Raw genomic sequence first — 22,360 nt, 5'->3', positions numbered from 1 at the left:
CCGGCGATCACTTCGGTGCTGGCGCCGATGGCGATGGTCACATCGGGCTGGATGTCGGGGTTGCCGGCCTTGCCGATCGCCGCGATGCGCCCGTCCTTGAGGCCGACGTCGGCCTTGACGATGCCCCAGTGATCGATGATCAGGGCATTGGTGATCAGCGTGTCGACCACTTCGGCGGCCAGCAACTGGCCTTGGCCCATGCCATCGCGGATGACCTTGCCGCCACCGAATTTGACTTCTTCGCCGTAGGTGGTGAAGTCCTTTTCCACTTCGATCCACAGGTCGGTGTCGGCCAAGCGGACTTTGTCACCGACGGTGGGGCCGAACATGTCGGCGTAGGCTTCTCTGGAAATCTTCATCGCTATGCCCTGCAATTCAATTGTGTGTGGCCCCTGTAGGAGCGGTCATCGGCCGCGAATGGCCCGCTGCGGTGTATCAGGTAGATCGCGTCGCCCCTTTCGCGGCCCAGGACCGCTCCTACAAGAGGGGCGTGTTCAGAGCTCACCCATGATGCGACCGGCGAAGCCGTACACGCGGCGCAGCCCAGCCAAGTCCACCAGTTCCACTTCGCGGCTCTGGCCCGGTTCGAAGCGCACTGCGGTTCCCGCAGGAATGTTCAGGCGCATGCCCCGGCTGGCGGTACGGTCGAAGTGCAGCGCATCGTTGGTCTCGAAAAAGTGATAGTGCGACCCCACCTGAATCGGTCGATCGCCACTGTTGGCCACGGTCAGGCTCAAGGTACGCCGCCCGACATTGAGTTCGATGTCGCCAGGCTGGATCTGGTATTGGCCGGGAATCATGGGAGAGCTCCTCGAAGTGATGAAGGACGGCGGTTCAAGCCGACTCCTGTGGCGGCTCGGCGCCGGGGTTGAGGGCCAGTTGCATGAAGGTCAGGTCCAGCCAGCGGCCGAACTTGATGCCCACCTGCGGCATTTCCCCTGTGGTGACGAAGCCCAGACGCTCATGCAGATGAACCGATGCCTGGTTGCCGCTTTCGATGGCGGCCACCATGACGTATTTGCCACGCTCGCGGGCACGCTCGATCAGCACCTGCATCAGGCGCGCGCCCAGGCCTTTGCCGCGCTGGTCGTTGCGCACATAGACCGAGTGCTCGACGCTGTAGCGAAAGCCTTCGAACGGGCGCCAGTCGCCGAACGACGCGTAGCCGCTGACCTCGCCGTGCTCCTCGGCGACCAGGATCGGGTAGTTTTGCGCCTTGCGCGCTTCGAACCAGGCCTGGCGGTTGGCCAGGTCGACCGGCTGCTCGTTCCAGATCGCGGTGGTGTTGAGCACCGCATCGTTGTAGATCGCGCAGATCCCTGGCAGGTCGCGCTCGGTGGCGTCACGAATCATGCGCGTGCCTCAGGCGATGGGTTGATGAACGGTGACCAGCTTGGTGCCGTCGGGAAACGTGGCTTCCACCTGGATCTCCGGGATCATTTCGGGGATGCCCTCCATGACCTGTTCGCGACTGAGCAGGGTGGTGCCGTAATGCATCAGTTGGGCGACGGTCTGGCCGTCGCGGGCGCCTTCGAGCAGGGCGGCGGAGATCAGCGCCATGGCCTCCGGATAATTCAGCTTGAGGCCACGGGCCAGACGGCGCTCGGCGACCAGGCCGGCGGTGAAGATGAGCATCTTGTCTTTTTCGCGGGGTGTCAGGTCCATGTGGGTTCCTTGAGAATTTTGGTAGGTAGCCAGGCAGGCAGGATTCAGTCAGGTGCTCCAGATCCGCGGCGCCAGCGCTTCGCGGCCCAGCAGGGCCGGGCGCAGCAGCGTCCACAGCTGGATCAGCCAGTCACGCGCATGCAGCGCCTCGTCGGCCAGGCAGCGCGCAACCAGCAGCCCCGGCAACTGGCTCAGGTCGCCGCGCACGCGGGTCGCCAGCGCACGGCAGCGTTCGAGCAGGGCCGGGTCGATCTCGCCGGTCACCAGCAAGGTGGCGAACACCGGTTTGCCGCCCAGGCCCACGGCCGATTCGAGCAGGCCGTCGTCGCCGACGATGCGCTGGCGCTCGTGCCAGATCAGCTCGCCGTCGCGGCGGATCTCCAGGCGTGACTGGAAATGCCCCTGGTCGAAGCGCTCGGCGGCCGCCGGACGACCCACGGCCACGATATCCCAATAGAACAGCCGGGCATCGCCTTGCAGATGGATACGGGTATCCAGTTCGGCCTGGGCGGCACTGTAGACGATGGTTTCCTGAGGCAGCCATTCAAGGGTAGCGCCAGCGGCCACCTGCAGCTCGGTGCTTTGATAGGCCGGACTGAGCGCTCGGTACCACTTTGCCGCGCCCGGCGTGGTCAACTGCGCCCAGGCGTTGGCCTGAACCTGTGCGCTGATGTCCAGCCGATCGCCGCCGGCGATACCCCCTGGCGGATGCACGATGATGTGCTGGCACACCTCGGGCCCTTCGGCGTACAGATGCTTCTGCACCCGCAACGGACCCAAGTGGCGGCGCAGGGTCGGTCGCGTGCTGTCGCCGAACCGTGCGTAGCCCAACTCCAGCCGGGCGTGCCAGCTGGGCGTGTAGGGCAGGGAAGTGACAGGTAGATTCATGGCCTTCATTCTTTTTCGGGTCGCGGCAAAGATTAAATGGTTACCAGGCCACGCACACCCTCGGTTTCCATGTTTTCACCACGACCCTGCTGGACGATCTCACCGCGCGACATGACCAGGTACTGATCGGCCAGCTCGGCGGCGAAGTCATAGAACTGTTCGACCAGCAATATGGCCATGTCCCCACGCGCAGCGAGCTGCTTGATCACGGCGCCGATCTCCTTGATCACCGAAGGCTGGATGCCTTCGGTGGGCTCGTCGAGAATCAGCAGGCGCGGTCGGCTCGCCAAGGCGCGGCCGATTGCCAGTTGTTGCTGTTGACCACCGGACAGGTCGCCACCACGGCGATGCTTCATCTGCAGCAGCACTGGAAACAGTTCGTAGATGAACGCCGGCACCTCGCGCGCTTCGCTGCCGGGAAAGCGCGAAAGCCCCATCAGCAGGTTTTCCTCGACGGTCAGGCGGCCGAAGATCTCGCGGCCCTGGGGCACGTAGGCGATGCCAGCGTGTACCCGCTGATGCGGTTTGAATGCGGTGATCGGCTTGCCTTCCCAGGCCACGCTGCCTTGCTTGGCCGGGATCAGGCCCATCAGGCACTTGAGCAGGGTGGTCTTGCCCACGCCATTGCGCCCGAGCAGGCAGGTCACTTCGCCTATGTTCACATCGAACGACAGGCCGCGCAGGATATGGCTGCCGCCGTAGTATTGGTGAAGCTGGTCGACTTGGAGCATGGGTTTGTCCTTGTTGTTGCAGTGTCTGGGTGGGCCTCTTCGCGGGCAGAGCCCGCTCCCACAAGGATCTTCAGCGCGGCGCAGGTCCTGTGTGGGAGCGGGCTCTGCCCGCGAAGAGGCCTGTGGCATCAACGCCCCAGATAAACCTCGATCACTCGCTCATCGGCCTGCACCGCCTCGAGCGAACCTTCAGCCAGCACGCTGCCCTGATGCAGCACGGTGACATGGTCGGCAATCGAGCCGACGAAGCCCATGTCATGCTCCACCACCATCAATGAATGCTTGCCGGCCAGGGTCTTGAACAGCTCGGCGGTGAACTCGGTTTCGGCGTCGGTCATCCCTGCCACCGGTTCGTCGAGCAGCAGTAATTGCGGGTCTTGCACCAGCAGCATGCCGATCTCCAGAAACTGCTTCTGGCCGTGGGACAACAGACCGGCCGGGCGATCGACCGACGCGCTCAGGCGAATGGTTTCCAGCACTTCGGCGATGCGGTCGCGCTGCTCGCCGGTCAGCCGCGCGCGCAGGCTGGCCCAGACCGACTTGTCGGTCTTCTGCGCCAGCTCTAGGTTTTCGAACACGCTCAAGGCTTCGAACACCGTCGGCTTCTGGAACTTGCGACCGATGCCGGCCTGGGCGATCTGCACCTCGCTCATGTGGGTCAGGTCCAGGGTTTCGCCGAACCAGGCCTTGCCCGTGGTGGGTCGGGTCTTGCCGGTGATCACGTCCATCAGGGTGGTCTTGCCGGCACCGTTGGGGCCGATGATGCAGCGCAGCTCACCAACGCCGATGTACAGGTTGAGGTCGTTGAGCGCCTTGAACCCGTCGAAGCTGACGCTGATGTCTTCCAGGGTCAGAATCGTCCCGTGTCGGGTGTTCAGCCCCGGACCGCTGGCCTGGCCCAGGCCGATCGCATCGCGGCTGGTGCCGGCGTCGCTGTTGGGGTCGAGGATCGGTTCGAGCATGAACTCGCCGGTAGCGGTGATTCTCATTGTTCACCCCTCTTCTTCAACAGGCCGATCACACCCTTGGGCAGGTACAAGGTGACGATGATGAACAGTGCGCCGAGGAAGAACAGCCAGTATTCGGGAAACGCCACGGTGAACCAGCTCTTCATGCCATTGACGATGCCGGCGCCCAGCAGCGGTCCGATCAGCGTGCCGCGCCCGCCCAGAGCCACCCACACGGCGGCTTCGATGGAGTTGGTCGGCGACATCTCGCTGGGGTTGATGATCCCCACCTGCGGCACGTACAGCGCGCCGGCCAGACCGCAGAGCACGGCGCTGAGCACCCAGACGAACAGCTTGAATCCGCGTGGATCGTAACCGCAGAACATCAGCCGATTCTCGGCGTCGCGCAGCGCGGTCAGCACCCGGCCGAACTTGCTGCGGGCCAGGCGCCAGCCCAGGTACAGGCTCAGCACCAGCAACGCCACGGTGAGCAGGAACAGCACGGCGCGAGTGCCTTGCGAGGTGATGCTGAAGCCCAGGATGCTGCGGAAGTTGGTGAAGCCGTTGTTGCCGCCGAAGCCGGTTTCGTTGCGGAAGAACAGCAGCATGCCGGCGAAGGTCAGGGCCTGGGTCATGATCGAAAAATAGACGCCCTTGATCCGCGAGCGGAAGGCAAAGAAACCGAACACCAGGGCCAGCACGCCCGGCGCCAGCACCGCCAGGCACAGGGCCCAGAGGAAGTGTTCGGTACCGACCCAGAACCAGGGCAGCTCGGTCCACGACAGAAACGTCATGAAGGCCGGCAGGCCATCCCCGGCCGCCTCGCGCATCAGGTACATGCCCATGGCGTAGCCGCCTAGGGCGAAGAACAGGCCGTGGCCCAGGGACAATAGACCGGCGTAGCCCCAGACCAGGTCCAGGGCCAGTGCGACGATGGCGTAGCAGAGAATCTTGCCGACCAGGGTCAGGGTGTAGGCCGAGACCTGCAAGCCGTTGCTGGCCGGCAGCAGCGACAGCAGCGGCAGGGCGATGAGGATCGCCAGGACCACGACGCCGATGGCAAGGGTCACTTTCGGGCCGGCTTTCTGCGCGGCAGTGAGCATCAATGGCTGATTCATCAGTCGATCACCCGTCCTTTCAGTGCGAAGAGGCCTTGCGGACGTTTCTGGATGAACAGAATGATCAGCGCGAGGATGAGGATCTTGCCCAGCACCGCACCGATCTGCGGTTCCAGGATCTTGTTGGCGATGCCCAGGCCGAACGCGGCGGACACGCTACCGGCCAGTTGGCCGACGCCGCCCAGTACCACCACCAGAAACGAGTCGATGATGTAGCTCTGGCCCAGGTCCGGGCCGACGTTGCCGATCTGGCTCAGGGCTACGCCACCCAGGCCGGCGATGCCCGAGCCCAGACCGAAGGCGAGCATGTCGACACGACCGGTGGGCACCCCACAGCAGGCGGCCATGTTGCGGTTCTGAGTGACGGCGCGCACGTTCAGACCCAGGCGGGTCTTGTTCAGCAGCAGCCAGGTCAGGACCACCACGAACAGCGCGAAGGCGATGATGACGATGCGGTTGTACGGCAGCACCAGGTTGGGCAGCACCTGCCAGCCGCCCGAGAGCCAGGCGGGGTTGGCCACTTCCACGTTCTGCGCGCCGAAGATCAGGCGAATCGCCTGGATCAGCATCAGGCTGATGCCCCAGGTCGCCAGCAGGGTTTCCAGCGGGCGACCGTACAGATGACGAATCACCGTGCGTTCCAGAATCATGCCGACGCCTGCGGTGACGAAGAACGCCACGGGCAGGGCGATCAATGGGTAGTACTCGATGGCGCCGGGGGCGATGCGCTGGATCAGCATCTGCACGACATAGGTCGAGTAGGCGCCGAGCATCAGCATTTCCCCGTGGGCCATGTTGATCACACCGAGCAGGCCGAAGGTGATCGCCAGGCCCAGAGCGGCCAGCAGCAGGATCGAGCCCAGGGACATGCCGCTGAAGGCCTGGCCAAGGATGTCGCCGATCATCAGCTTGCGCTTCACCTGAGCCAGGCTGGTCTCGGCGGCGGTGCGCACGCCCGGGTCGGTTTCCACGCCCGGCGCCAGCAGGTTTTCCAGACGGGTGCGGGCCAGGGGCTCACCGGTTTCGCCCAGCAGGCGCACTGCAGCCAGGCGTACGGTGGGCTCGGGAGCGACCAGTTGCAGGTTGGCCAGGGCCAGGGTCAGGGCGGTCTTTACCGTTTCGTCCTGTTCCCCGGCGCTCTGGCGGTCGAGCAAGGCCAGTTGGTTGGGCTGTGCCGAGCGTTGCAGTTGCTGCGCAGCGGCGAGGCGAACCTGCGCGTTTTCGCTCAGCAGTTGGTGGCTGGCGAGGGCGGTTTCCACCAGGCCGCGCAGGCGGTTGTTCAGGCGCAGCTTGCGCACCGGTTCCACGGCCGCGGCGGTGCCGTCGGCGGGAGTCATCTGGCCATTGGTTTCGATGAACGGTTTTTTCTCGGCGTCGGCGGCAACCCGGCCTTCCTGCAAGGCGTCGAGCAGTTCGAGCCGTGCCGGGTCCGGTTGTGCGGCCCAGGCTTCCAGCAGGCGGACCTGCTCGGCAGACGAGGCGCCGGTGAAATCACTGGCGTCGTTGGCGCTGGCCATCAGTGGCAGCAGCAGGACGACAGTGACGAGGAATTTGATGAGGGACATGGCAAGTCCTTTGAATTGACGGCAATGGCGGCCGCAGACCGCCCCACAGAAACCTTGCGGCCCTTTGTAGGAGCGGTCATCGGCCGCGAAGGGCCACCAAGGTCTGTCATGCACACCACGGTGCCCCTTTGCGGCCGATGACCGCTCCTACAGCAGTCCGCTTACACGACGGCTTAGGGAGGCTGGTTGGATCAGTTGCTCTTCACAGCGTGATCCGGCTTCTTGTCGTTACCCGGAATGTAAGGGCTCCATGGCTGGGCACGGATCGGCTCCTTGGTCTGCCACACCACGTTGAACTGACCGTTATCCTCGATCTCGCCGATCATTACCGGTTTGTGCAGGTGGTGGTTGGTCTTGTCCATGGTCAGGGTGTAGCCCGACGGCGCGGCGAAGGTCTGCCCGGCCATGGCTTCACGTACCTTGTCCACGTCGGTGGACTTGGCCTGGTTGGCGGCCTGGGCCCACATGTTGATGCCCACGTAGGTCGCTTCCATCGGATCGTTGGTGACCACGGTGGCGGCGTTCGGCAGGTTCTTGGCCTTGGCGTAGGCTTTCCAGTCGGCGACGAACTGGGTGTTTTCCTTGTTCTCCACCGACTGGAAGTAGTTCCACGCTGCCAGGTTGCCCACCAGCGGCTTGGTGTCGATGCCGCGCAGTTCTTCTTCGCCGACCGAGAACGCCACGACCGGGACGTCGGTGGCCTTCAGGCCTTGGTTGGCCAGTTCCTTGTAGAACGGCACGTTGGAGTCGCCGTTGACGGTGGAGATGACGGCAGTCTTGCCGCCGGCCGAGAATTTCTTGATGTTGGCAACGATGGTCTGGTAGTCCGAGTGACCGAACGGGGTGTAGACCTCTTCGATGTCCTTGTCGGCCACGCCCTTGGAGTGCAGGAAGGCGCGCAGAATCTTGTTGGTGGTGCGTGGGTAGACGTAGTCGGTGCCCAGCAGGAAGTAGCGCTTGGCCGCGCCGCCGTCTTCGCTCATCAGGTACTCGACCGCCGGGATCGCCTGCTGATTGGGCGCCGCGCCAGTGTAGAAGACGTTCGGCGACATCTCTTCACCTTCGTACTGCACGGGGTAGAACAGCAGGCCGTTGAGCTCTTCGAAGACCGGCAGCACCGACTTGCGCGACACCGACGTCCAGCAGCCGAACACCACCGCCACCTTGTCCTGGGTGATCAACTGCCGTGCCTTCTCGGCGAACAACGGCCAGTTCGACGCCGGGTCCACCACCACGGCCTCGAGCATCTTGCCATTCACGCCGCCCTTGGCGTTGATCTGGTCGATGGTCATCAGGGCCATGTCTTTCAGAGAAGTCTCCGAGATCGCCATGGTGCCGGACAGCGAATGCAGGATGCCGACCTTGATGGTCTCGGCGGCCTGAATCGTCCAGGACAAGCCCATGGCAGCGATCGATGCGGAAAGGGTGAACGCCTTGATCAAGCTGCGACGCTTCATTGTGCAATCTCCATGTACGAATGTTTTTTTAGTGAGGCAGATGGGGACTTCTCAGCGGAGCTTTGCAAGGGGTGTGCCGAAGCGCGCGCCGGTGCGGGATAGGGGGCGAGGGAGGGCTGGGACGAATATCGGCCGCACCGCATTGGTGCTCGATCCGAACGGTGGTGCGTTTCAGTGGATGGTATTGGTGCGCCGGATTTCATCCCCAGCCGAACGACGAACCGCGCCGCCCGCCGACGCGGCTCCCNNGGCTCGCGCCGCTGCTACAGAAACCGTGTGCACCGATGACGCGGCGTGTGTACCGCCGACGCGGCTTGCGCTGGCGTTGCAGGTGTACTCCGATTCCCTGTAGCAGCGGTGCAAGCCGCGTCCGGGCGCACCGCAGATACAGCTGGATGACTCAGATCGCTTCGATCGACGGCCGCAGGCGCACCACCATCTGGTCCACCGCCCAGATCAGCAACAGCGACACACCCACCAACGGAAACGCCACGCCAATCGCAATCATCACCCCGACCGCCACCTTCCATCGCGGCAGATCATGGCGCAGCGGCGGTACACCGAGCTTGCCCTGGGGCCGGCGCTTCCACCAGATCACCAAGCCACTGACCGAACTGAGCAGGATCATCAGGCAAATCAGCAGCACGATGATCTGATTGATCGGTCCGAACATCTTGCCCTCATGCAGCATCACCCCGGTTTCAGTGGCGCGGGCGATCAAACCGTAGTGCTCCCAGCGCACGTCGGCCAGCACCTCACCGCTGTACTGGTCGATGTGCACGGTCGCGTCATTGCGTGGATCGTCGGCAAAAACCGCCACAGTGAACACGCCGCTCGCGGTGCTCGGCAGGGTGATGCTGTAGCCGGGCTCCACCTGCAACCGCGTGGCCGTGTCGACCACGCTCTGCAGGCTGACCAACGGCGCTGCCGGGGCGTGCATGTGCCCGCCATGGCCCATGTGCTCGGCATGTGCCCCGGTGGACTCGGGCATGGGCGTGTTTTCCATGGCCCAGGGCACGGTCTGGCGGTGGGCCTGGTTGAGCTGGCCGGCCTGCTCGTCGGACTTGGGCATGGCGTTCCACATGGCGTCAGGGAAGCGGTTCCACACCTGGGCGTACTGCTTGCCCCAGAACCCGGTCCAGGTCATGCCGCTGAGCAGCATGATCAGCAGCAACGCTGCGCCCCAGAAACCGACTGCCGCATGCAGGTCGCGCCATAGCGCCCGGCCCCGGCTGCGCCAGCGCGGCCAGAGCACACCGCTGGCGGCATTGCCGCGTGGCCACCACAGGTACAGGCCGGAGATCACCAGCACGATGCCCCAGCCGGCAGCCAGCTCGATCAGCCGATCACCCACGGTGCCGATCATCAACTCGCCATGCAGGGCCCTCGCCACGGCCTGCAGGTTCCACTTGGCGTCCTGCTCGCCCAGCCGCTCGCCGGTGTAGGGGTTGAGGAATACGTTCAGCTCACGGCCATCGGTATGCACCACGAACTGGGCGCTGCGTTCGGCGGCGTTGGGCGGCAGGTACTGACCGATGGTGCCACGCGGGTAAGCATTGTGCGTGCGCAACAGCAGTTCGTCGGCACTCAGGCGCTGTTCGGCCACCGGCACCACCAGCAGATCGCGGTACATCCACGGGTCCAGTTGCGGCTTGAACAGGTAGATGATCCCGGTCAGCGCCAGCAGGATCATGAACGGCGCGACGAACAGCCCGGCGTAGAAATGCCAGCGCCAGGCAAGGTTGTAGAAGGAGGTTTTCATAGGTGAAAGGTGTTCCAACGGTATCGTTGTGCTCAACGTTGACCAATGCACTGCCAATGCCGACCTGTGGGAGCGGGGCGGACGGCAAGTCCTCTACCCGCGAATAGGCCTGCGCAGACGCCGCATCAGTTCACAGTCATTGGGATTCGACGATCACACCATTGAGGGCGGCGCACGCGTACGCGCGCCGGGGAACACCGCGTGGGTCGCATGTCCCTGGCGAGGTTGGGCAACGAAGACACTCTGCGGGCGCTGCGAATTCGCGCCCGCGATACCCAGCGTCTGTGGCAGCGCCGGGCAGTGGAAGAACAGGCTGCAATAACCGCATTTCTCCATTAGGGCATGCAGCTCGCCCCCAGCCGTGGCGCTACCGTGGTGCTCGCCATGGGCCTCGTGCTGCATGGCAGACATGGCGCCGTCCATGGCCATGGCGGACCGCTGGTGGTCCATCGGCATCGACTGGGAAATCAACGGCCCGATGAACATCATCAGCACTGCAAAGAGGCTGATCCAGCTGGCGCGGGCCTGGGCAGAAGGCCGAGAAGAAGGGCGCCTGGCGCTCGGGTGGCTCATCGGGTCAATTCATCGGCTCAATGCGCATGCTCGTCGGCATCGTCCTGCGCTGGCGCCTGGGTGAGCACCTGCACCTCGACCACGAAATCCCCCGCTTTGGCGAAATGCAGGGTCAGTGGGAAATGCTGGCCCGCCTGCAGGGGACTGCTCAGCTTGAGGTCCAGCAGCATCACGTGAAATGCCATGGGCGCGAACACCGCGTGGCCGCTGGCCGGAATGGTCACGCCTTGAACCTGCTGCATCTTCATCATGCCGTCCTGGTTGATGTGCTGATGCAGTTGCGCGTCACCGGCGATCGGCGTGTCGACGCTGGTCAGGGTGTCGTCGTCCAGCCCGCGGTTGCGCAATTCGAAATACACCGCGACGGTGGGCGCATTGGGCGGCAGTTCCTGCGCCCAGGGTTCGACGATCAGCAGGTCACCGGCCTTGTATTGGCGGGCGTCGCCCTGCGCGGCGGCAGCGAGCAGCATGAGCACACAGGCAGACCAGAACCTTTTCATCGCAGACACCCCGGTACGAAAGCCGCCATTGTAGCAGCGGTGCAAGCCGCGTCGGCGGCCAACGCAGTAAATCTGGTGCGCTACTGGGCGTATTGATTCATCTGCGCCAGCAGCGTTGCTGCATCCGTGAAGGTGCGATCCACCTGCGGCAGGGGCGGGCGCTTGAGCACCAGCACCGGAAGCCCCAACTCCCTTGCCACCTGCAGCTTGGGCTCGGTCGCACCGCTGCCGCTGTTCTTGCTGATCAGCACATCGATACGGCGCTGGGCGAACAAGGCGCGTTCGTCTTCCAGGCGGAAGGGGCCGCGGGCGCCGATCACCTCGCAACGTGCCGTGCCGGGATAGGGGTCCAGCGCTCGCAAGGTCCAATGCTGATGGGGTGGAATCTCCTGCAGGTGTTCCAGCGGCTCGCGACCCAGGGTGAACAGCGGTCGCTGGAACGGCGCCAGCGCTTGCACCAGTTCAGCCCAGTCGGTCACTTCTCTCCAGTCGTCACCCGTCTGAGGCTGCCAGGCCGGACGTCGCAAAGCCCAGCACTCGATGCCCGCCAGGCCGGCCGCCTTGGCCGCATTGGCGCTCATCTGGGCAGCATAGGGGTGAGTCGCGTCAACCAGCAGCGTAATACCTTCGCTGCGGATGTACGTCGCCAGTCCTTCGGCCCCGCCATACCCGCCGACGCGCACCTGGCAGCGCAGGTCGGTAGGCACGCGACCCACGCCGGCCAGGCTGTAGACGTGCTCCGGGCTCAAGGTCCGAGCGATCGCCAAGGCTTCGGTCACGCCACCTAGCAGCAGAATGCGCTTCATGGAGCGACCCCCGCCTGCCCGACGATCCCGCCCTGACGGTCGATGGCGAACACCTCTACCTGAACGCGATCCTGCATCACGCTGCGGGCGAACCGCCAGGCATGACGACAGACTTCATCGCCCAGCTTCACACCTTCGGCATGGGCCAGGGCCAAGGCTTGCTGGCTGGTATTGGCCGCGCGGATACGCGCCTGCAGATCCGCATCGGCGCCGATGTCGCTGGCCCAGCCCGCCAGTTGCGGCAGGTCGATGCTCGAATGGCGACTGTGCAGGTCCATGTGTCCGGCCGCCAGCTTGCTGATCTTGCCGAAGCCGCCGCACAGGCTGAGTTTGTCCAAGGGTACCTTGCGTACGTGTTTGAGCACTGCGCCGACGAAGTCGCCCATCTCGATCAAGGCAATCTCGGGCAGCGCGTAGACCTCGCGCATGGTGTCCTCGCTGGCATTGCCGGTGCACGCGGCGATGTGCCGGTAGCCGTTGGTGGTCGCTACATCGATGCCCTGATGGATGGAGGCGATATAGGCCGCGCACGAAAAAGGCCGCACGATACCGCTGGTGCCCAGGATCGACAGCCCGCCGAGGATGCCCAGGCGTGGGTTCATGGTCTTGAGGGCCAGGCTGGCGCCGTTCTCGACGTTGACGGTGACCTCGAAGCCACCGCCGTAGCCATGCTCTTCGGCCAGGCGCGTCAGGTGTTCGTCGATCATTCGCCGTGGAACCGGATTGATCGCCGGTTCACCCACGGCCAGCACCAGTCCTGGCCGGGTGACGGTCCCCACGCCTTCGCCCGCCACGAAGTGAATGCCGGGCGCATCAAGCAAACGCACCTGGGTGTACAACAGGGCGCCGTGGGTCACATCCGGATCGTCGCCGCCGTCCTTGAGGGTACCGGCTTCGGCACCGTCGGCATTCAGCCGACAGAACTCCAGGCGCATCGACACCTGCTTGCCCTTGGGCAGCACGATATGCACCGCATCGCTGGCGCCACCGCCCAGCAACAGCCGCGCAGCCGCCAGACTGGTCGCCGTGGCGCAGCTGCCGGTGGTCAGGCCGCTGCGCAACGGGGCCGGTTGCTCCGCCGTTTCTTCACGCATCGAGGGGCTTGACCGTGTCGAGCAGGGTGATCGGCAATGCCTGGCGCCAGGTGTCGAACTCGCCCAGCGGGGCCGCCTGGGCAATGTGCAGCCGGGTCAGGTCGCCACCGTAGCGCTCGCGCCATTGCACCAGGGCCAGTTCACTCTGCAGGGTGACCGCGTTGGCCACCAGACGACCGCCGGGTTTGAGCGCTGCCCAGCAATCGGCCAGCACGTTCTCGCGGGTCACGCCGCCGCCGACGAAGATCGCGTCGGGTGCGGGCAAACCGGCCAGCGCGCCCGGCGCCCGCCCGCGCACCAGTTGCAGGCCGGGCACACCCAAGGCATCGCGGTTGTGTTCGATAAAGGCCTGTCGACCTTCGTCGGACTCGACCGCCATGGCGCGGCAGCTGGGATGCGCGCGCATCCATTCGATCCCGATCGAGCCACAGCCGGCGCCCACGTCCCACAGCAGCTCTCCCGGTCGGGGCGCCAGGCGCGCCAGGGTCACCGCGCGAACGTCGCGCTTGGTCAGTTGGCCGTCGTGGCGAAAGGCAGTGTCGGGCAGGCCGGCCAGCGGGGACAGACGCGGGGCGTCCGGGCTGGCCTGGCAGTCGATGGCGATGAGGTTCAGCGCGGCGATGTCGGGAAAATCATCGGTGGCGCTACCGTCGATGCGCCGTTCCTTCGCTCCTCCGAGGTGTTCCAGCACGGTCACGCGGCTGAGGCCGAAGCCGCGTTCGCGCAGCAGCTCGGCAACGGCCCGCGGGCTCGTACCATCGTTGCTCAAGACCAGCAGGCGCTGGCCGCTGTACAGGTGTGCAGCCAACGCCGCTACCGGGCGCGCCACCACCGAGAGGGTCACCACGTCCTGCAGCGCCCAGCCCAGACGCGCGGCGGCCAGTGAATAGGAAGACGGCGAGGGCAGCACGTGCATCTGCGCGGCTGGAATCTGTCGCGCCAGACTGGCGCCCACGCCGTAGAGCATCGGGTCACCACTGGCCAGTACGCAGACCGCCTCGCCGGGTTCGGCCAGCACGGCGTCGAGGCTGAACGGGCTAGACCAGGCAACCCGGATGCCGACAATGCAGCGCGGCAGCAATTCGAGCTGGCGCGGGCTGCCGACGATGCGCCGGGCGCTCAGCAGCGCGCGCCGTGCCTGTTTGCCCAGGCCCGCAAAACCGTCTTCACCGATACCTACCAGGGTCAGCCAGGCCGACATGAATATCCCTCATACAAAACTATTCCGACGGGCAGACTTTTCATGCCTTCGGCCAAAGCAGGCATAATACCGCGCCTTACCCTTTCCAGTGGTTTTTCGCGCGTGCCCGGTGCCCCTTTGAACAAGACCTCGAACGTTGTCCGCCCCTCGGCGTGTCCGGGGTTGCTGCGTATCGTTCAGGCGTTGGACGGGGGCATCTGCCGCATCAAGCTGGCCGGTGGCGAGTTGCGCGCCGACCAGGCCGATGCCGTAGCCGAAGCGGCCGAGCGCCATGCTCATGGCACGATCGAGGCGACCAACCGCGCCAACCTGCAGATCCGTGGCATCGGTGAGCAGCGGCAGGCCCTGATCGAGCATCTGCTGCAGGCCGGTCTGGGCCCGCGAGAGGCGGCCGGTGACGATGTGCGCAACGTCATGCTCAGCCCCACGGCAGGCATCGACCCTCAACAGGTGGCGGATACACGCCCGTTGGCCGCGAAGATCATCCACAGCTTGGAAACCGAGCCGCGCTTTCATGCGTTGTCGGCCAAGTTCGCCGTGCAACTGCAGGGCGGCGAGCGCCTGGCGATGCTCGATCACCACCATGACCTTTGGCTGTCGGCCTTCGAGCGAGACGGGCAGTGCCTGTGGGCGTTCGGCCTGGCCGGCTCCCCCGGAAGCGACGCTGCCGTGGGCGCAGTGCCCTTCGACCAGGGCCATGCCCTGGTGGCGGCGGTGCTGGAGCAATTCCTCGAACGGGCGCGACCGGAGCACACCCGAATGCGTGATCTGCTCGCCGATGAGAACGCCTTTTTCGCAGGCAGAGGGCTCAGTCACCAACACAGCGGCAGCAGCGCCGCGGAACCTGTGGGAGCGGGGCGGGCGGCTGAGCTCTCTGCCCGCGAAGAGGCCGGAACTGACACCACCCATTCATTCCTTAGCACCCTGGGCCTGGCGTTTAAACCACCACCGCCAGACAAGCCCATAGCCACCTTCAAACTGGGCATCCAGCCACAGCGCCAATCGGGCCTGAGCTTCATCAGCACCCTGGCCCCCCTGGGACGTCTGACCCCAGCCATGCTGCGCGGCGCCGCCCAGCTCGCTCGCGACCACGGCAACGGCACCCTGCGCATGACCCCCTGGCAAGGCCTGCTGTTGCCCGATCTACACGATCCCGAGCCGGTGCTCCGAGCCTTGACCGAGTTGGGTTTCATCACCGGTCCGCAGGAGCCCCTCGCCGCCATGATCGCCTGCACGGGCGCCAGCGGCTGCGCCAAGGGCTTGGCCGATACCAAGGCTGACGCCGTGCGCCTGGCCGCCCTGTTGCCCGATCAAGCGCCGCTGAGCATCCACCTGAGTGGCTGTTCTCGCTCATGCGCCGCCGCCCATGTCGCTCCGGCGACCCTGCTGGCCAGCACCGCCGGCCACTACGACCTGTATCTACGCGCAGCCGGGGTACCCGGATTCGGAACCCTGCTCGCGCGCCATCTTTCACTGGATGCGGCCGCTGCCCTGCTGCGCGACCGCTCACGGAGCGACACCCATGATTGACTACATCCGCGATGGTCAGGAGATCTATCGCAACTCCTTCGCCATCATTCGTGCCGAAGCGAAGCTGGACCAGATCCCCGCCGACCTGGAAAAACTCGCCGTGCGGGTCATTCACGCCTGCGGCATGGTCGATGTCGTCCAGGACCTGCGTTTCTCCCCCGGTGCCGGCAAGGCCGGACGCGATGCTCTGGCCGCCGGTGCACCCATCCTGTGCGACGCGCGCATGGTCGCCGAAGGCATCACGCGCGCCCGCCTGCCCGCCAACAACCCAGTGATCTGCACCCTCAAGGACGACAGCGTGCCCGCCCTGGCCCAGGCCCTGGGCAATACCCGTTCGGCGGCAGCGCTGGAGCTGTGGCGGCCCCATCTGGCCGGCTCGGTGGTGGTCATCGGCAACGCGCCGACCGCGCTGTTCCACCTGCTTGACATGATCGATGCCGGCGCGCCCAAGCCTGCCCTGATCCTGGGCTTTCCGGTCGGCTTCGTCGGCGCTGCCGAGTCCAAGGCCATGCTCGCGGCCGACAGCCGTGGCGTGCCGTTCGTCATCGTCGAAGGTCGCAAGGGCGGCAGCGCCATGGCGGCTGCAGCGGTCAATGCATTGGCCACGGAGGTGGAGTGATGCAACCGCGTGGCCGTCTGCTGGGACTGGGCGTAGGCCCGGGCGATCCCGAACTGATCACCGTGAAAGCGCTGCGCCTGTTGCGCGAGGCGCCCGTGGTGGCCTATTTCGTCGCCAAGGGCAAGAAGGGCAACGCCTTCGGCATCATCGAAGGCCATCTGCAGGCGCAGCAGACCTTGCTGCCGCTGGTCTACCCGGTCACCACCGAGGCACTGCCCGCGCCCCTGTCCTATGAACAGGTGATCAGCGATTTCTACGACGCCGCCAGCCTGGACGTCGCCGCGCACCTGGATGCCGGCCGCGACGTGGCGGTGATCTGCGAAGGCGATCCGTTCTTCTACGGCTCCTACATGTACCTGCACGATCGGCTCGCCGAGCGCTATGAAGCCCAAGTGATTCCCGGCGTCTGCTCGATGCTCGGTGGCGCCTCGGTGCTGGGTGCGCCGCTGGTGTACCGCAATCAGAGCCTTTCGGTGCTGTCGGGCGTGCTCCCGGCGGATGACCTCAAGCGTCGTCTGGCCGACGCCGACGCCGCAGTCATCATGAAGCTGGGTCGCAACTTTCCCAAGGTTCGCCAGGTGCTGGCCGAACTCGGCTTGGCCGAGCGCGCGCTATACGTCGAGCGCGCGACCATGGCCAATCAGAAGGTCGTCCCCCTGGCCGAAGTCGATCCGACCTCGTCGCCGTATTTTTCCTTGATCATCGTTCCGGGTGAGAGGTGGCAAGGCTGATGAACGCTCCAGCAATCGTGATTCTCGGCAGTGGCGCACTGGCCACCGCGCGGCGCCTGCAGCAATGCTATCCACAGGCGCTGATCCACGGCCTGGCCGAGCGCGTGACCGATGTCGACCTCAGCTACCAGGACTTCGGTGCCACCTTGCGTCAGCTGTATCAGCAAGACACGCCGATCATCGCCCTGTGCGCGGCAGGTATCGTCATCCGCAGCCTGGCGCCGGTCCTGCTGGAGAAGGGCGCCGAGCCTCCGGTGCTGGCCGTGGCCGAGGACGGCAGCGCCGTCGTGCCGCTGTTGGGAGGCCTGGCCGGGGTCAATGTGTTGGCCCGTGAAATCGCTGCAGGGCTGGGCATCGCCGCCGCGATCACCACCAGCGGCGAATTGCGCTTCGGCACCTGCCTGCTCAATCCGCCCAGTGGCTACGCCCTGGCCGATCTGGAGCTGGGCAAGCGCTTCGTTTCCGACTTGCTGGCCGGTGAAGCCGTGCGTGTCGAAGGCGCAGCGCCGTGGCTGGCCGATGCGCGCCTGCCCGAGGATGCCCAGGCGCGGCTGACCATCCATGTCGGCAGCGAGGCGCGGCAGCCCTCGGCCAACGAGCTGCTCATCCACCCACGTAACGTGCTGGTCGCGGTAAGTGCGGCGCAGCCCGAACTGGCCGAGTCCGTGCGTGACGCGCTGCAGCGCAGCGGCATTGCCCTGCCATCGCTGGCGTGCCTGTTGGCGAACGAGCGCGACATGGCTGATCCGGTACTGCATGAAGCCGCGGCAGCGTTGGCCGTGCCGCTGCGCTTTGCCGCGGCGCAAGGCTCGCTGGCACAATTGGCCCTCCAAGCAGCGCCGCAGTCGTCCCCCATCGCGATCGGCAAGCACATGGCGATCGCCGTGGCCGATCAGCCGTTGGACATTGCCAGCCTCGGCCTGCCGCGCGGACGTCTGGCGGTGATCGGCCTGGGCCCCGGCGCTGCCGATCTCATGGTCCCGGCGGTCAAAGCGGAACTGGCGCGTGCCAACGATGTGCTGGGGTACGAGACCTACGTGCGCATGGCCGGCCCGTTCCGCGCCGATCAGGTGCTGCACTGCACCGACAACCGCGAAGAAATGCAACGTGCCCGCCATGCGTTCGAGTTGGCGGCTCAGGGCCGCTCGGTGGTGGTGGTCTCGTCCGGTGATCCTGGCGTGTTCGCCATGGCGGCCGCCGTGCTGGAGGCGCTGCACGAATCCACCGATCCGCGCTGGCATGCAGTGGAACTGGAGATGCTGCCGGGCGTTTCGGCCTCCCTGGCCACCGCAGCACAGGCCGGCGCACCGCTGGGCCACGATTTCTGCGTGCTGTCGCTGTCCGACAACCTCAAACCGTGGGCCATCATCGAGAAGCGTCTGGACCTGGCCTGCGAGGCCGACCTGGCCCTGGCGTTCTACAACCCGATTTCCCGCTCGCGCCCATGGCAATTGGGCAAGGCCCTGGACATCGTTCGCCAGCATCGCGCCCCTACTACCCCCATCGTTCTGGGGCGAGACATCGGCCGGCCCGGCCAGACCCTGCGCGTCATCACCCTGGGCGAGTTGACCCCCGAGCAGGTGGACATGCGCACCATGGTCCTGGTGGGTTCCTCCACCACCTGCACCTTCGCCAAGGCCGCAGGCGGCACCTGGGTCTATACCCCACGCTGGTACGGCAGCAAACCCTGATCTGCAAACGAACATCAACCGCTGCCACCCTGCGCACTCCCTGACACACCGCGCACACTGCCGCCGAACGACCCCCCCTGTAGCAGCGGCGCAAGCCGCGTCCGGCCACACCGCGCACTGCCTGACACACCGCGTATACAGCTGACGCGGCTCGCGCCGCTGCTACAGGGGCAGGTGCAGGATCAGAGGGTTTTCAAAGGCGGCACGATGGCCTCGCGCTGGGCCGCCCAATGCTCGACCAATTCGCGCAGCTGCGACATTTCGATCGGCTTGGCCATATGCCCGTCCATGCCGGCCTGGCGCGCCTGATCCTTGTGCTCGCTGAGGATGTGTGCGGTCAGCGCCACCACCGGCGTACGCACGCGCTGGTTGCCCATCTCCCACGCACGCAGCTGACGGGTGGCAGAAAAGCCATCGAGGATCGGCATTTCACAGTCCATCAGCACCAGGTCGTAGCGTTGGGCCTTCATCGCTCGCAAGGCTTCCTCGCCATTGCTGGCGGTGTCCGGATGCAGGTTGAGCTTGCCGAGCATGCCGCGGATCACCTTGGTGGAAATGTTGTTATCCTCGGCCACCAAGATGCGAAAGTCGCTGGGCAGGTCGATCGGCGGCAGGTGGGCAGCGGCAGGTGGCGGTGCCTCGATGTCGCCGCGATGGCTGAGCTCGTCGGCCAGGGTGGTCTTGAGCGTATAGCCGGCCACGGGCTTGGCCAGGATCCGTTTGATCCCGGCATTGCGCGCGACGATCTTGCTCGGCGCGTTGCTGATGCCAGTGAGCATGATCAGCAGAATATCGTGGTTCAGGCTTGGATCTTCCTTGATCTTCGCTGCCAGCTGCATGCCGGTCATGCCGGGCATATTCTGGTCCAGCAGGACCACATCGAAATAGTCACGCAAATGCGCCTTGGTGCGCAGCAGGGCCAAGGCTTCCTTGCCTGACGGCACCGAGCTGACGTTCAGGCCCCAGGCACTGCACTGCTGCACGAGCACCTTGCGGCAGGTTTCGTTGTCGTCGACCACCAGCACCCGTGCGTTCTTGAGCGGCAGATCGAGGTCCGAGCAGGGCTGTTCGAGTCGCTGCGGATCCAGCGGCAGGGTCAGCCACAGGGTACTGCCATGCTCGCTGCCGCTCTTGATGCCGAAATCCCCCTTCATCAACAGCACCAGTTGACGGGCGATCACCAGCCCCAGATGCCCGCTCAGGCGGTTGCCGTCGAGCAGGTTGGTGCTGCGCAGCTCGGTGTGCAGCAGCGCTTCGCGTTCGGCGCTTGGCATCGGTTCGCCGCTGTCCTGTACGGCGATGCGCAGGCGGGGTGTGGCACTGCGCTGGTCGAGCGCCACTACTAGCAGGATCTCACCCTGGTCGGTCTTCTTCAGGGCGTTGTCCAACAGGCTCAGCAGCGCTTGGCGCAGGCGTGTAGGGTCACCGCTGATGACCCGCGGCACCTGCGGCTGGGTGAAGCTGATCAGTTCGATGTTCTGCTGCTCAGCCTTGGCGCGGAAGATGTTCAGGCAGTCTTCGATCAACGCGTGCAGGTCGAACTGCACATCGTCGAGCTCGATCTGTCCGGATTCGATCTTGGAAATATCCAGGATCTCGTTGATCAGACCGAGCAGCTCGTTGCCGGCACTGTGGATAGTCTGTACATAGTCGCGTTGCTTGACCGACAGCGGCGTGCCCAGCAACAGCTCGGTCATGCCCAGTACGCCGTTCATGGGTGTACGAATCTCGTGGCTGAGCTTGGCCAGAAATTCTGCCTTGGCGTTGATCTCGGCTGTGCTGGCCGCCAGTTGCCGGCTGGCGCTGTAGCGATCCTCACTGATGCTGCGCAGACGCTGGGTCAGGGCGGCATTGAGGATCACTCCGCCGACCATGGCGAATCCGAGCAAGGTAAAGATCAGCCATTGCGAAGGTGTACGGGTCAGGCCGAGAAGCGCTGGCAGGACCACCAGGCAGCCCAGGTTGCACACCAGCAGACCCAGGCAGAACGTGCGTGCCGGGCGGTAGCCTTGCAGCCAGTGCCAGCCGCCGATCATCAGCATGGTCAGGCTGGTCAGAGCCAGCAGGCCGTAGGCGAAGAAGTTGAATGGCAGGCCGTCGACGAACAGCAGCAGCAACCCGCACAGGGCAATCAGCGCCACTTCGGCCTTGATGATGGTGTTGGAGCGCTGGTGTTGGCGCACGGCAAAGAAACGCAGGCAGAACAGCAGCCCGGTCACCGATGCCAGCAGCAGCGCACTGTAGGCAGCCGGCGTGCGCGCCCCCGGCCAGAGCGAAACCCAGGGTCCGGTGAAGTTGAACAGGATCAGCGCCGATGCCAGCAGGCATGCCTGGGAGCAGGCCAGCCACAGGCTGCTGCTGGAGCGCCGATGGGCGAAGCACATCAGGTTGTGCAGGATGAGCATGGCGACACAGCCCAACAGCAGACCGAACAGCAATGGCTCACGTTGGTCGGCGGCAGCCGCGGAAGACGATTGCAGCACGATGCTGGGACGAATCTGGTGTTCCGAAGCGATGCGCAGATAGACGTCCAGAGGCTTCTGGCTCACCGGCAGGGTCAGCAGATGATCACTGCTGGCCAGCGGGGCTTCAGTATTGACATCGGTGTCCGAGGAGGCGCGTCTGATGAGCGCGTCGGCATCGAGCACGTAGAAATCCAGCGCCTTGAGATCGGGGCAGAAAATCCGTAGCAACAATTCCTGGTCGCTCGGCGGCAGGCGGTAGTGCAGCCACAGCGCGCCATTAGGTCCGGCGGCGTTGACCTGGCGCAGTTGCACGGGGGAGAACTGGTTCTGGAAGCGTTCGGAGCGCACGTCGCCCAACTGCAGCCGGCCATCCTCGTCCATCAGCATCGACCAGCCGCCCGCCGACTCTGCGTGAGCACCGAGCATACAGAGCAGGGCCAGCAGGCCCGCGGTGAATCCTATGGCAGTCCTGAGCCAGCGCAAGGCGAAATCCCTTCGTAGATGAATGCCTGATTATAGCCGTGTGCGCTGTGAAACGTGTGTCGAGGGCGTCACGCCCTCGACGTTCACCGTTTACTCGCCGTTTTCGCGAGCAATGGCCCGGTAACCGATGTCACGACGATAGAAGCAGCCAGACCAATCGATCTTGGCTGCCAGCGCATAGGCCTGCCGTTGGGCGGCGCCGACGCTGTCACCCAGTGCCGTGGCGCACAACACGCGGCCACCTGCCGTGACGACTTGGCCATCCTTGAGCGCGGTGCCCGCATGGAACACCTTGCCCGGCTCGTTCGCCGCTGCATCCAGGCCACCGATCACATCGCCTTTGCCGTAGTCGCCTGGGTAGCCACCGGCTGCCAGCACGATGCCGACGCTCGGCCGCGGGTCCCATTGCGCTTCGATCTTGTCCAGCGCCTGAGCGAAGGCCGCTTCGATCAGCAGAATAAGGCTCGACTGCAGGCGCAGCATGACCGGCTGGGTTTCCGGATCACCGAAGCGGCAGTTGAACTCGATGACCTT

Annotated in this window: 21 protein-coding genes and 1 pseudogene; 4 read left to right on the top strand and 18 right to left on the bottom strand. The window is 65.1% G+C overall.

Translation table 11 applies throughout. From position 1 onward, the window contains the following. From ureC to cbiE, 16 genes and pseudogenes are all read right to left on the bottom strand, one after another. Positions 1-359 (bottom strand): annotated as a pseudogene (gene ureC, locus B2V21_RS20410) (urease subunit alpha); the annotation flags it as partial. A gap of 135 nt (positions 360-494) precedes the next feature. Then, on the bottom strand, positions 495-800 hold the full coding sequence (locus B2V21_RS20405; protein ID WP_286917867.1) for an urease subunit beta: 306 nt from the start codon (positions 798-800) through the stop codon (positions 495-497). Positions 801-834: 34 nt separating this feature from the next. Continuing rightward, a complete protein-coding gene (locus B2V21_RS20400) occupies positions 835-1,353 on the bottom strand; it encodes a GNAT family N-acetyltransferase (protein WP_286917866.1) in 519 nt (172 codons plus the stop codon). A 9-nt stretch (positions 1,354-1,362) separates the two neighbouring features. After that, positions 1,363-1,665: an urease subunit gamma gene (locus B2V21_RS20395; protein WP_049861996.1), complete on the bottom strand. Its 303-nt coding sequence runs from the start codon at positions 1,663-1,665 to the stop codon at positions 1,363-1,365. Positions 1,666-1,713: 48 nt separating this feature from the next. Beyond that, the gene (locus B2V21_RS20390) at positions 1,714-2,553 is read right to left on the bottom strand and encodes an urease accessory protein UreD (RefSeq protein ID WP_282349881.1); all 840 of its coding nucleotides are present in this window, start codon (positions 2,551-2,553) and stop codon (positions 1,714-1,716) included. A 32-nt stretch (positions 2,554-2,585) separates the two neighbouring features. Continuing rightward, positions 2,586-3,284, bottom strand: coding sequence for an urea ABC transporter ATP-binding subunit UrtE (gene urtE, locus B2V21_RS20385; RefSeq protein WP_049861994.1), 699 nt, complete (start codon positions 3,282-3,284; stop codon positions 2,586-2,588). 128 nt (positions 3,285-3,412) lie between these two features. After that, positions 3,413-4,273 (bottom strand): urea ABC transporter ATP-binding protein UrtD, encoded by an 861-nt coding sequence (urtD, locus tag B2V21_RS20380; protein ID WP_056844351.1) that lies wholly within the window; start codon positions 4,271-4,273, stop codon positions 3,413-3,415. Beyond that, entirely contained in the window at positions 4,270-5,349 is a 1,080-nt protein-coding gene (gene urtC, locus B2V21_RS20375; protein ID WP_043191047.1) for an urea ABC transporter permease subunit UrtC, read from the bottom strand. Before urtC ends, urtD begins: the two co-directional genes overlap by 4 nt. Beyond that, positions 5,349-6,914, bottom strand: coding sequence for an urea ABC transporter permease subunit UrtB (gene urtB / locus B2V21_RS20370; protein WP_286917865.1), 1,566 nt, complete (start codon positions 6,912-6,914; stop codon positions 5,349-5,351). Before urtB ends, urtC begins: the two co-directional genes overlap by 1 nt. A gap of 191 nt (positions 6,915-7,105) precedes the next feature. Beyond that, positions 7,106-8,371 (bottom strand): urea ABC transporter substrate-binding protein, encoded by a 1,266-nt coding sequence (gene urtA, locus B2V21_RS20365; protein ID WP_049861991.1) that lies wholly within the window; start codon positions 8,369-8,371, stop codon positions 7,106-7,108. A gap of 400 nt (positions 8,372-8,771) precedes the next feature. Beyond that, on the bottom strand, positions 8,772-10,133 hold the full coding sequence (locus B2V21_RS20360) for a PepSY-associated TM helix domain-containing protein (RefSeq protein WP_286917864.1): 1,362 nt from the start codon (positions 10,131-10,133) through the stop codon (positions 8,772-8,774). Between the two features lie 153 nt (positions 10,134-10,286). Further along, positions 10,287-10,706, bottom strand: coding sequence for a DUF2946 domain-containing protein (locus B2V21_RS20355; RefSeq protein WP_286917863.1), 420 nt, complete (start codon positions 10,704-10,706; stop codon positions 10,287-10,289). 17 nt (positions 10,707-10,723) lie between these two features. Next, positions 10,724-11,206, bottom strand: a complete 483-nt coding sequence (locus B2V21_RS20350) for a copper chaperone PCu(A)C (RefSeq protein ID WP_122744096.1) — start codon at positions 11,204-11,206, stop codon at positions 10,724-10,726. 80 nt (positions 11,207-11,286) lie between these two features. Beyond that, positions 11,287-12,012, bottom strand: coding sequence for a cobalt-precorrin-6A reductase (locus B2V21_RS20345; protein WP_286917862.1), 726 nt, complete (start codon positions 12,010-12,012; stop codon positions 11,287-11,289). Beyond that, the gene (locus B2V21_RS20340) at positions 12,009-13,106 is read right to left on the bottom strand and encodes a cobalt-precorrin-5B (C(1))-methyltransferase (protein ID WP_286917861.1); all 1,098 of its coding nucleotides are present in this window, start codon (positions 13,104-13,106) and stop codon (positions 12,009-12,011) included. The genes B2V21_RS20345 and B2V21_RS20340 overlap by 4 nt, the downstream gene beginning before the upstream one ends. Continuing rightward, positions 13,099-14,307 carry a precorrin-6y C5,15-methyltransferase (decarboxylating) subunit CbiE gene (gene cbiE, locus B2V21_RS20335; protein ID WP_286917860.1) on the bottom strand — a complete coding sequence of 403 codons (1,209 nt, stop codon included), beginning with the start codon at positions 14,305-14,307 and terminating at the stop codon, positions 13,099-13,101. Before cbiE ends, B2V21_RS20340 begins: the two co-directional genes overlap by 8 nt. Positions 14,308-14,349: 42 nt before the next feature. Here cbiE and cobG point away from each other — a divergent pair, with 42 nt between their 5' ends. The 4 genes from cobG to cobJ are packed head-to-tail and all read left to right on the top strand — an operon-like array spanning position 14,350 to position 18,878. Beyond that, entirely contained in the window at positions 14,350-15,837 is a 1,488-nt protein-coding gene (cobG, locus tag B2V21_RS20330) for a precorrin-3B synthase (RefSeq protein ID WP_286917859.1), read from the top strand. After that, complete coding sequence (locus B2V21_RS20325) at positions 15,830-16,456, top strand: precorrin-8X methylmutase (protein WP_049861983.1); 627 nt, start codon at positions 15,830-15,832, stop codon at positions 16,454-16,456. The genes cobG and B2V21_RS20325 overlap by 8 nt, the downstream gene beginning before the upstream one ends. Next, on the top strand, positions 16,456-17,187 hold the full coding sequence (locus tag B2V21_RS20320) for a precorrin-2 C(20)-methyltransferase (protein ID WP_122744044.1): 732 nt from the start codon (positions 16,456-16,458) through the stop codon (positions 17,185-17,187). Before B2V21_RS20325 ends, B2V21_RS20320 begins: the two co-directional genes overlap by 1 nt. Next, entirely contained in the window at positions 17,187-18,878 is a 1,692-nt protein-coding gene (gene cobJ, locus B2V21_RS20315) for a precorrin-3B C(17)-methyltransferase (RefSeq protein WP_286917858.1), read from the top strand. Before B2V21_RS20320 ends, cobJ begins: the two co-directional genes overlap by 1 nt. Before the next feature lie 182 nt (positions 18,879-19,060). On the opposite strand, the gene B2V21_RS20310 is transcribed toward cobJ, so the two are convergent. Both B2V21_RS20310 and B2V21_RS20305 read right to left on the bottom strand, forming a co-directional pair. Next, entirely contained in the window at positions 19,061-21,826 is a 2,766-nt protein-coding gene (locus B2V21_RS20310) for a hybrid sensor histidine kinase/response regulator (protein ID WP_286917857.1), read from the bottom strand. A gap of 90 nt (positions 21,827-21,916) precedes the next feature. Beyond that, the coding region (locus tag B2V21_RS20305) for a phosphoribosylglycinamide synthetase C domain-containing protein (protein WP_286917856.1) at positions 21,917-22,360 on the bottom strand (444 nt) is incomplete at its 5' end.

Source organism: Pseudomonas sp. UBA6276, assembly GCF_002438365.1.
GTDB lineage: Bacteria > Pseudomonadota > Gammaproteobacteria > Pseudomonadales > Pseudomonadaceae > Aquipseudomonas > Aquipseudomonas coleopterorum.
Note: the sequence above shows the minus strand (reverse complement) of the source record. Positions and strands in the feature narration are given on the sequence as shown.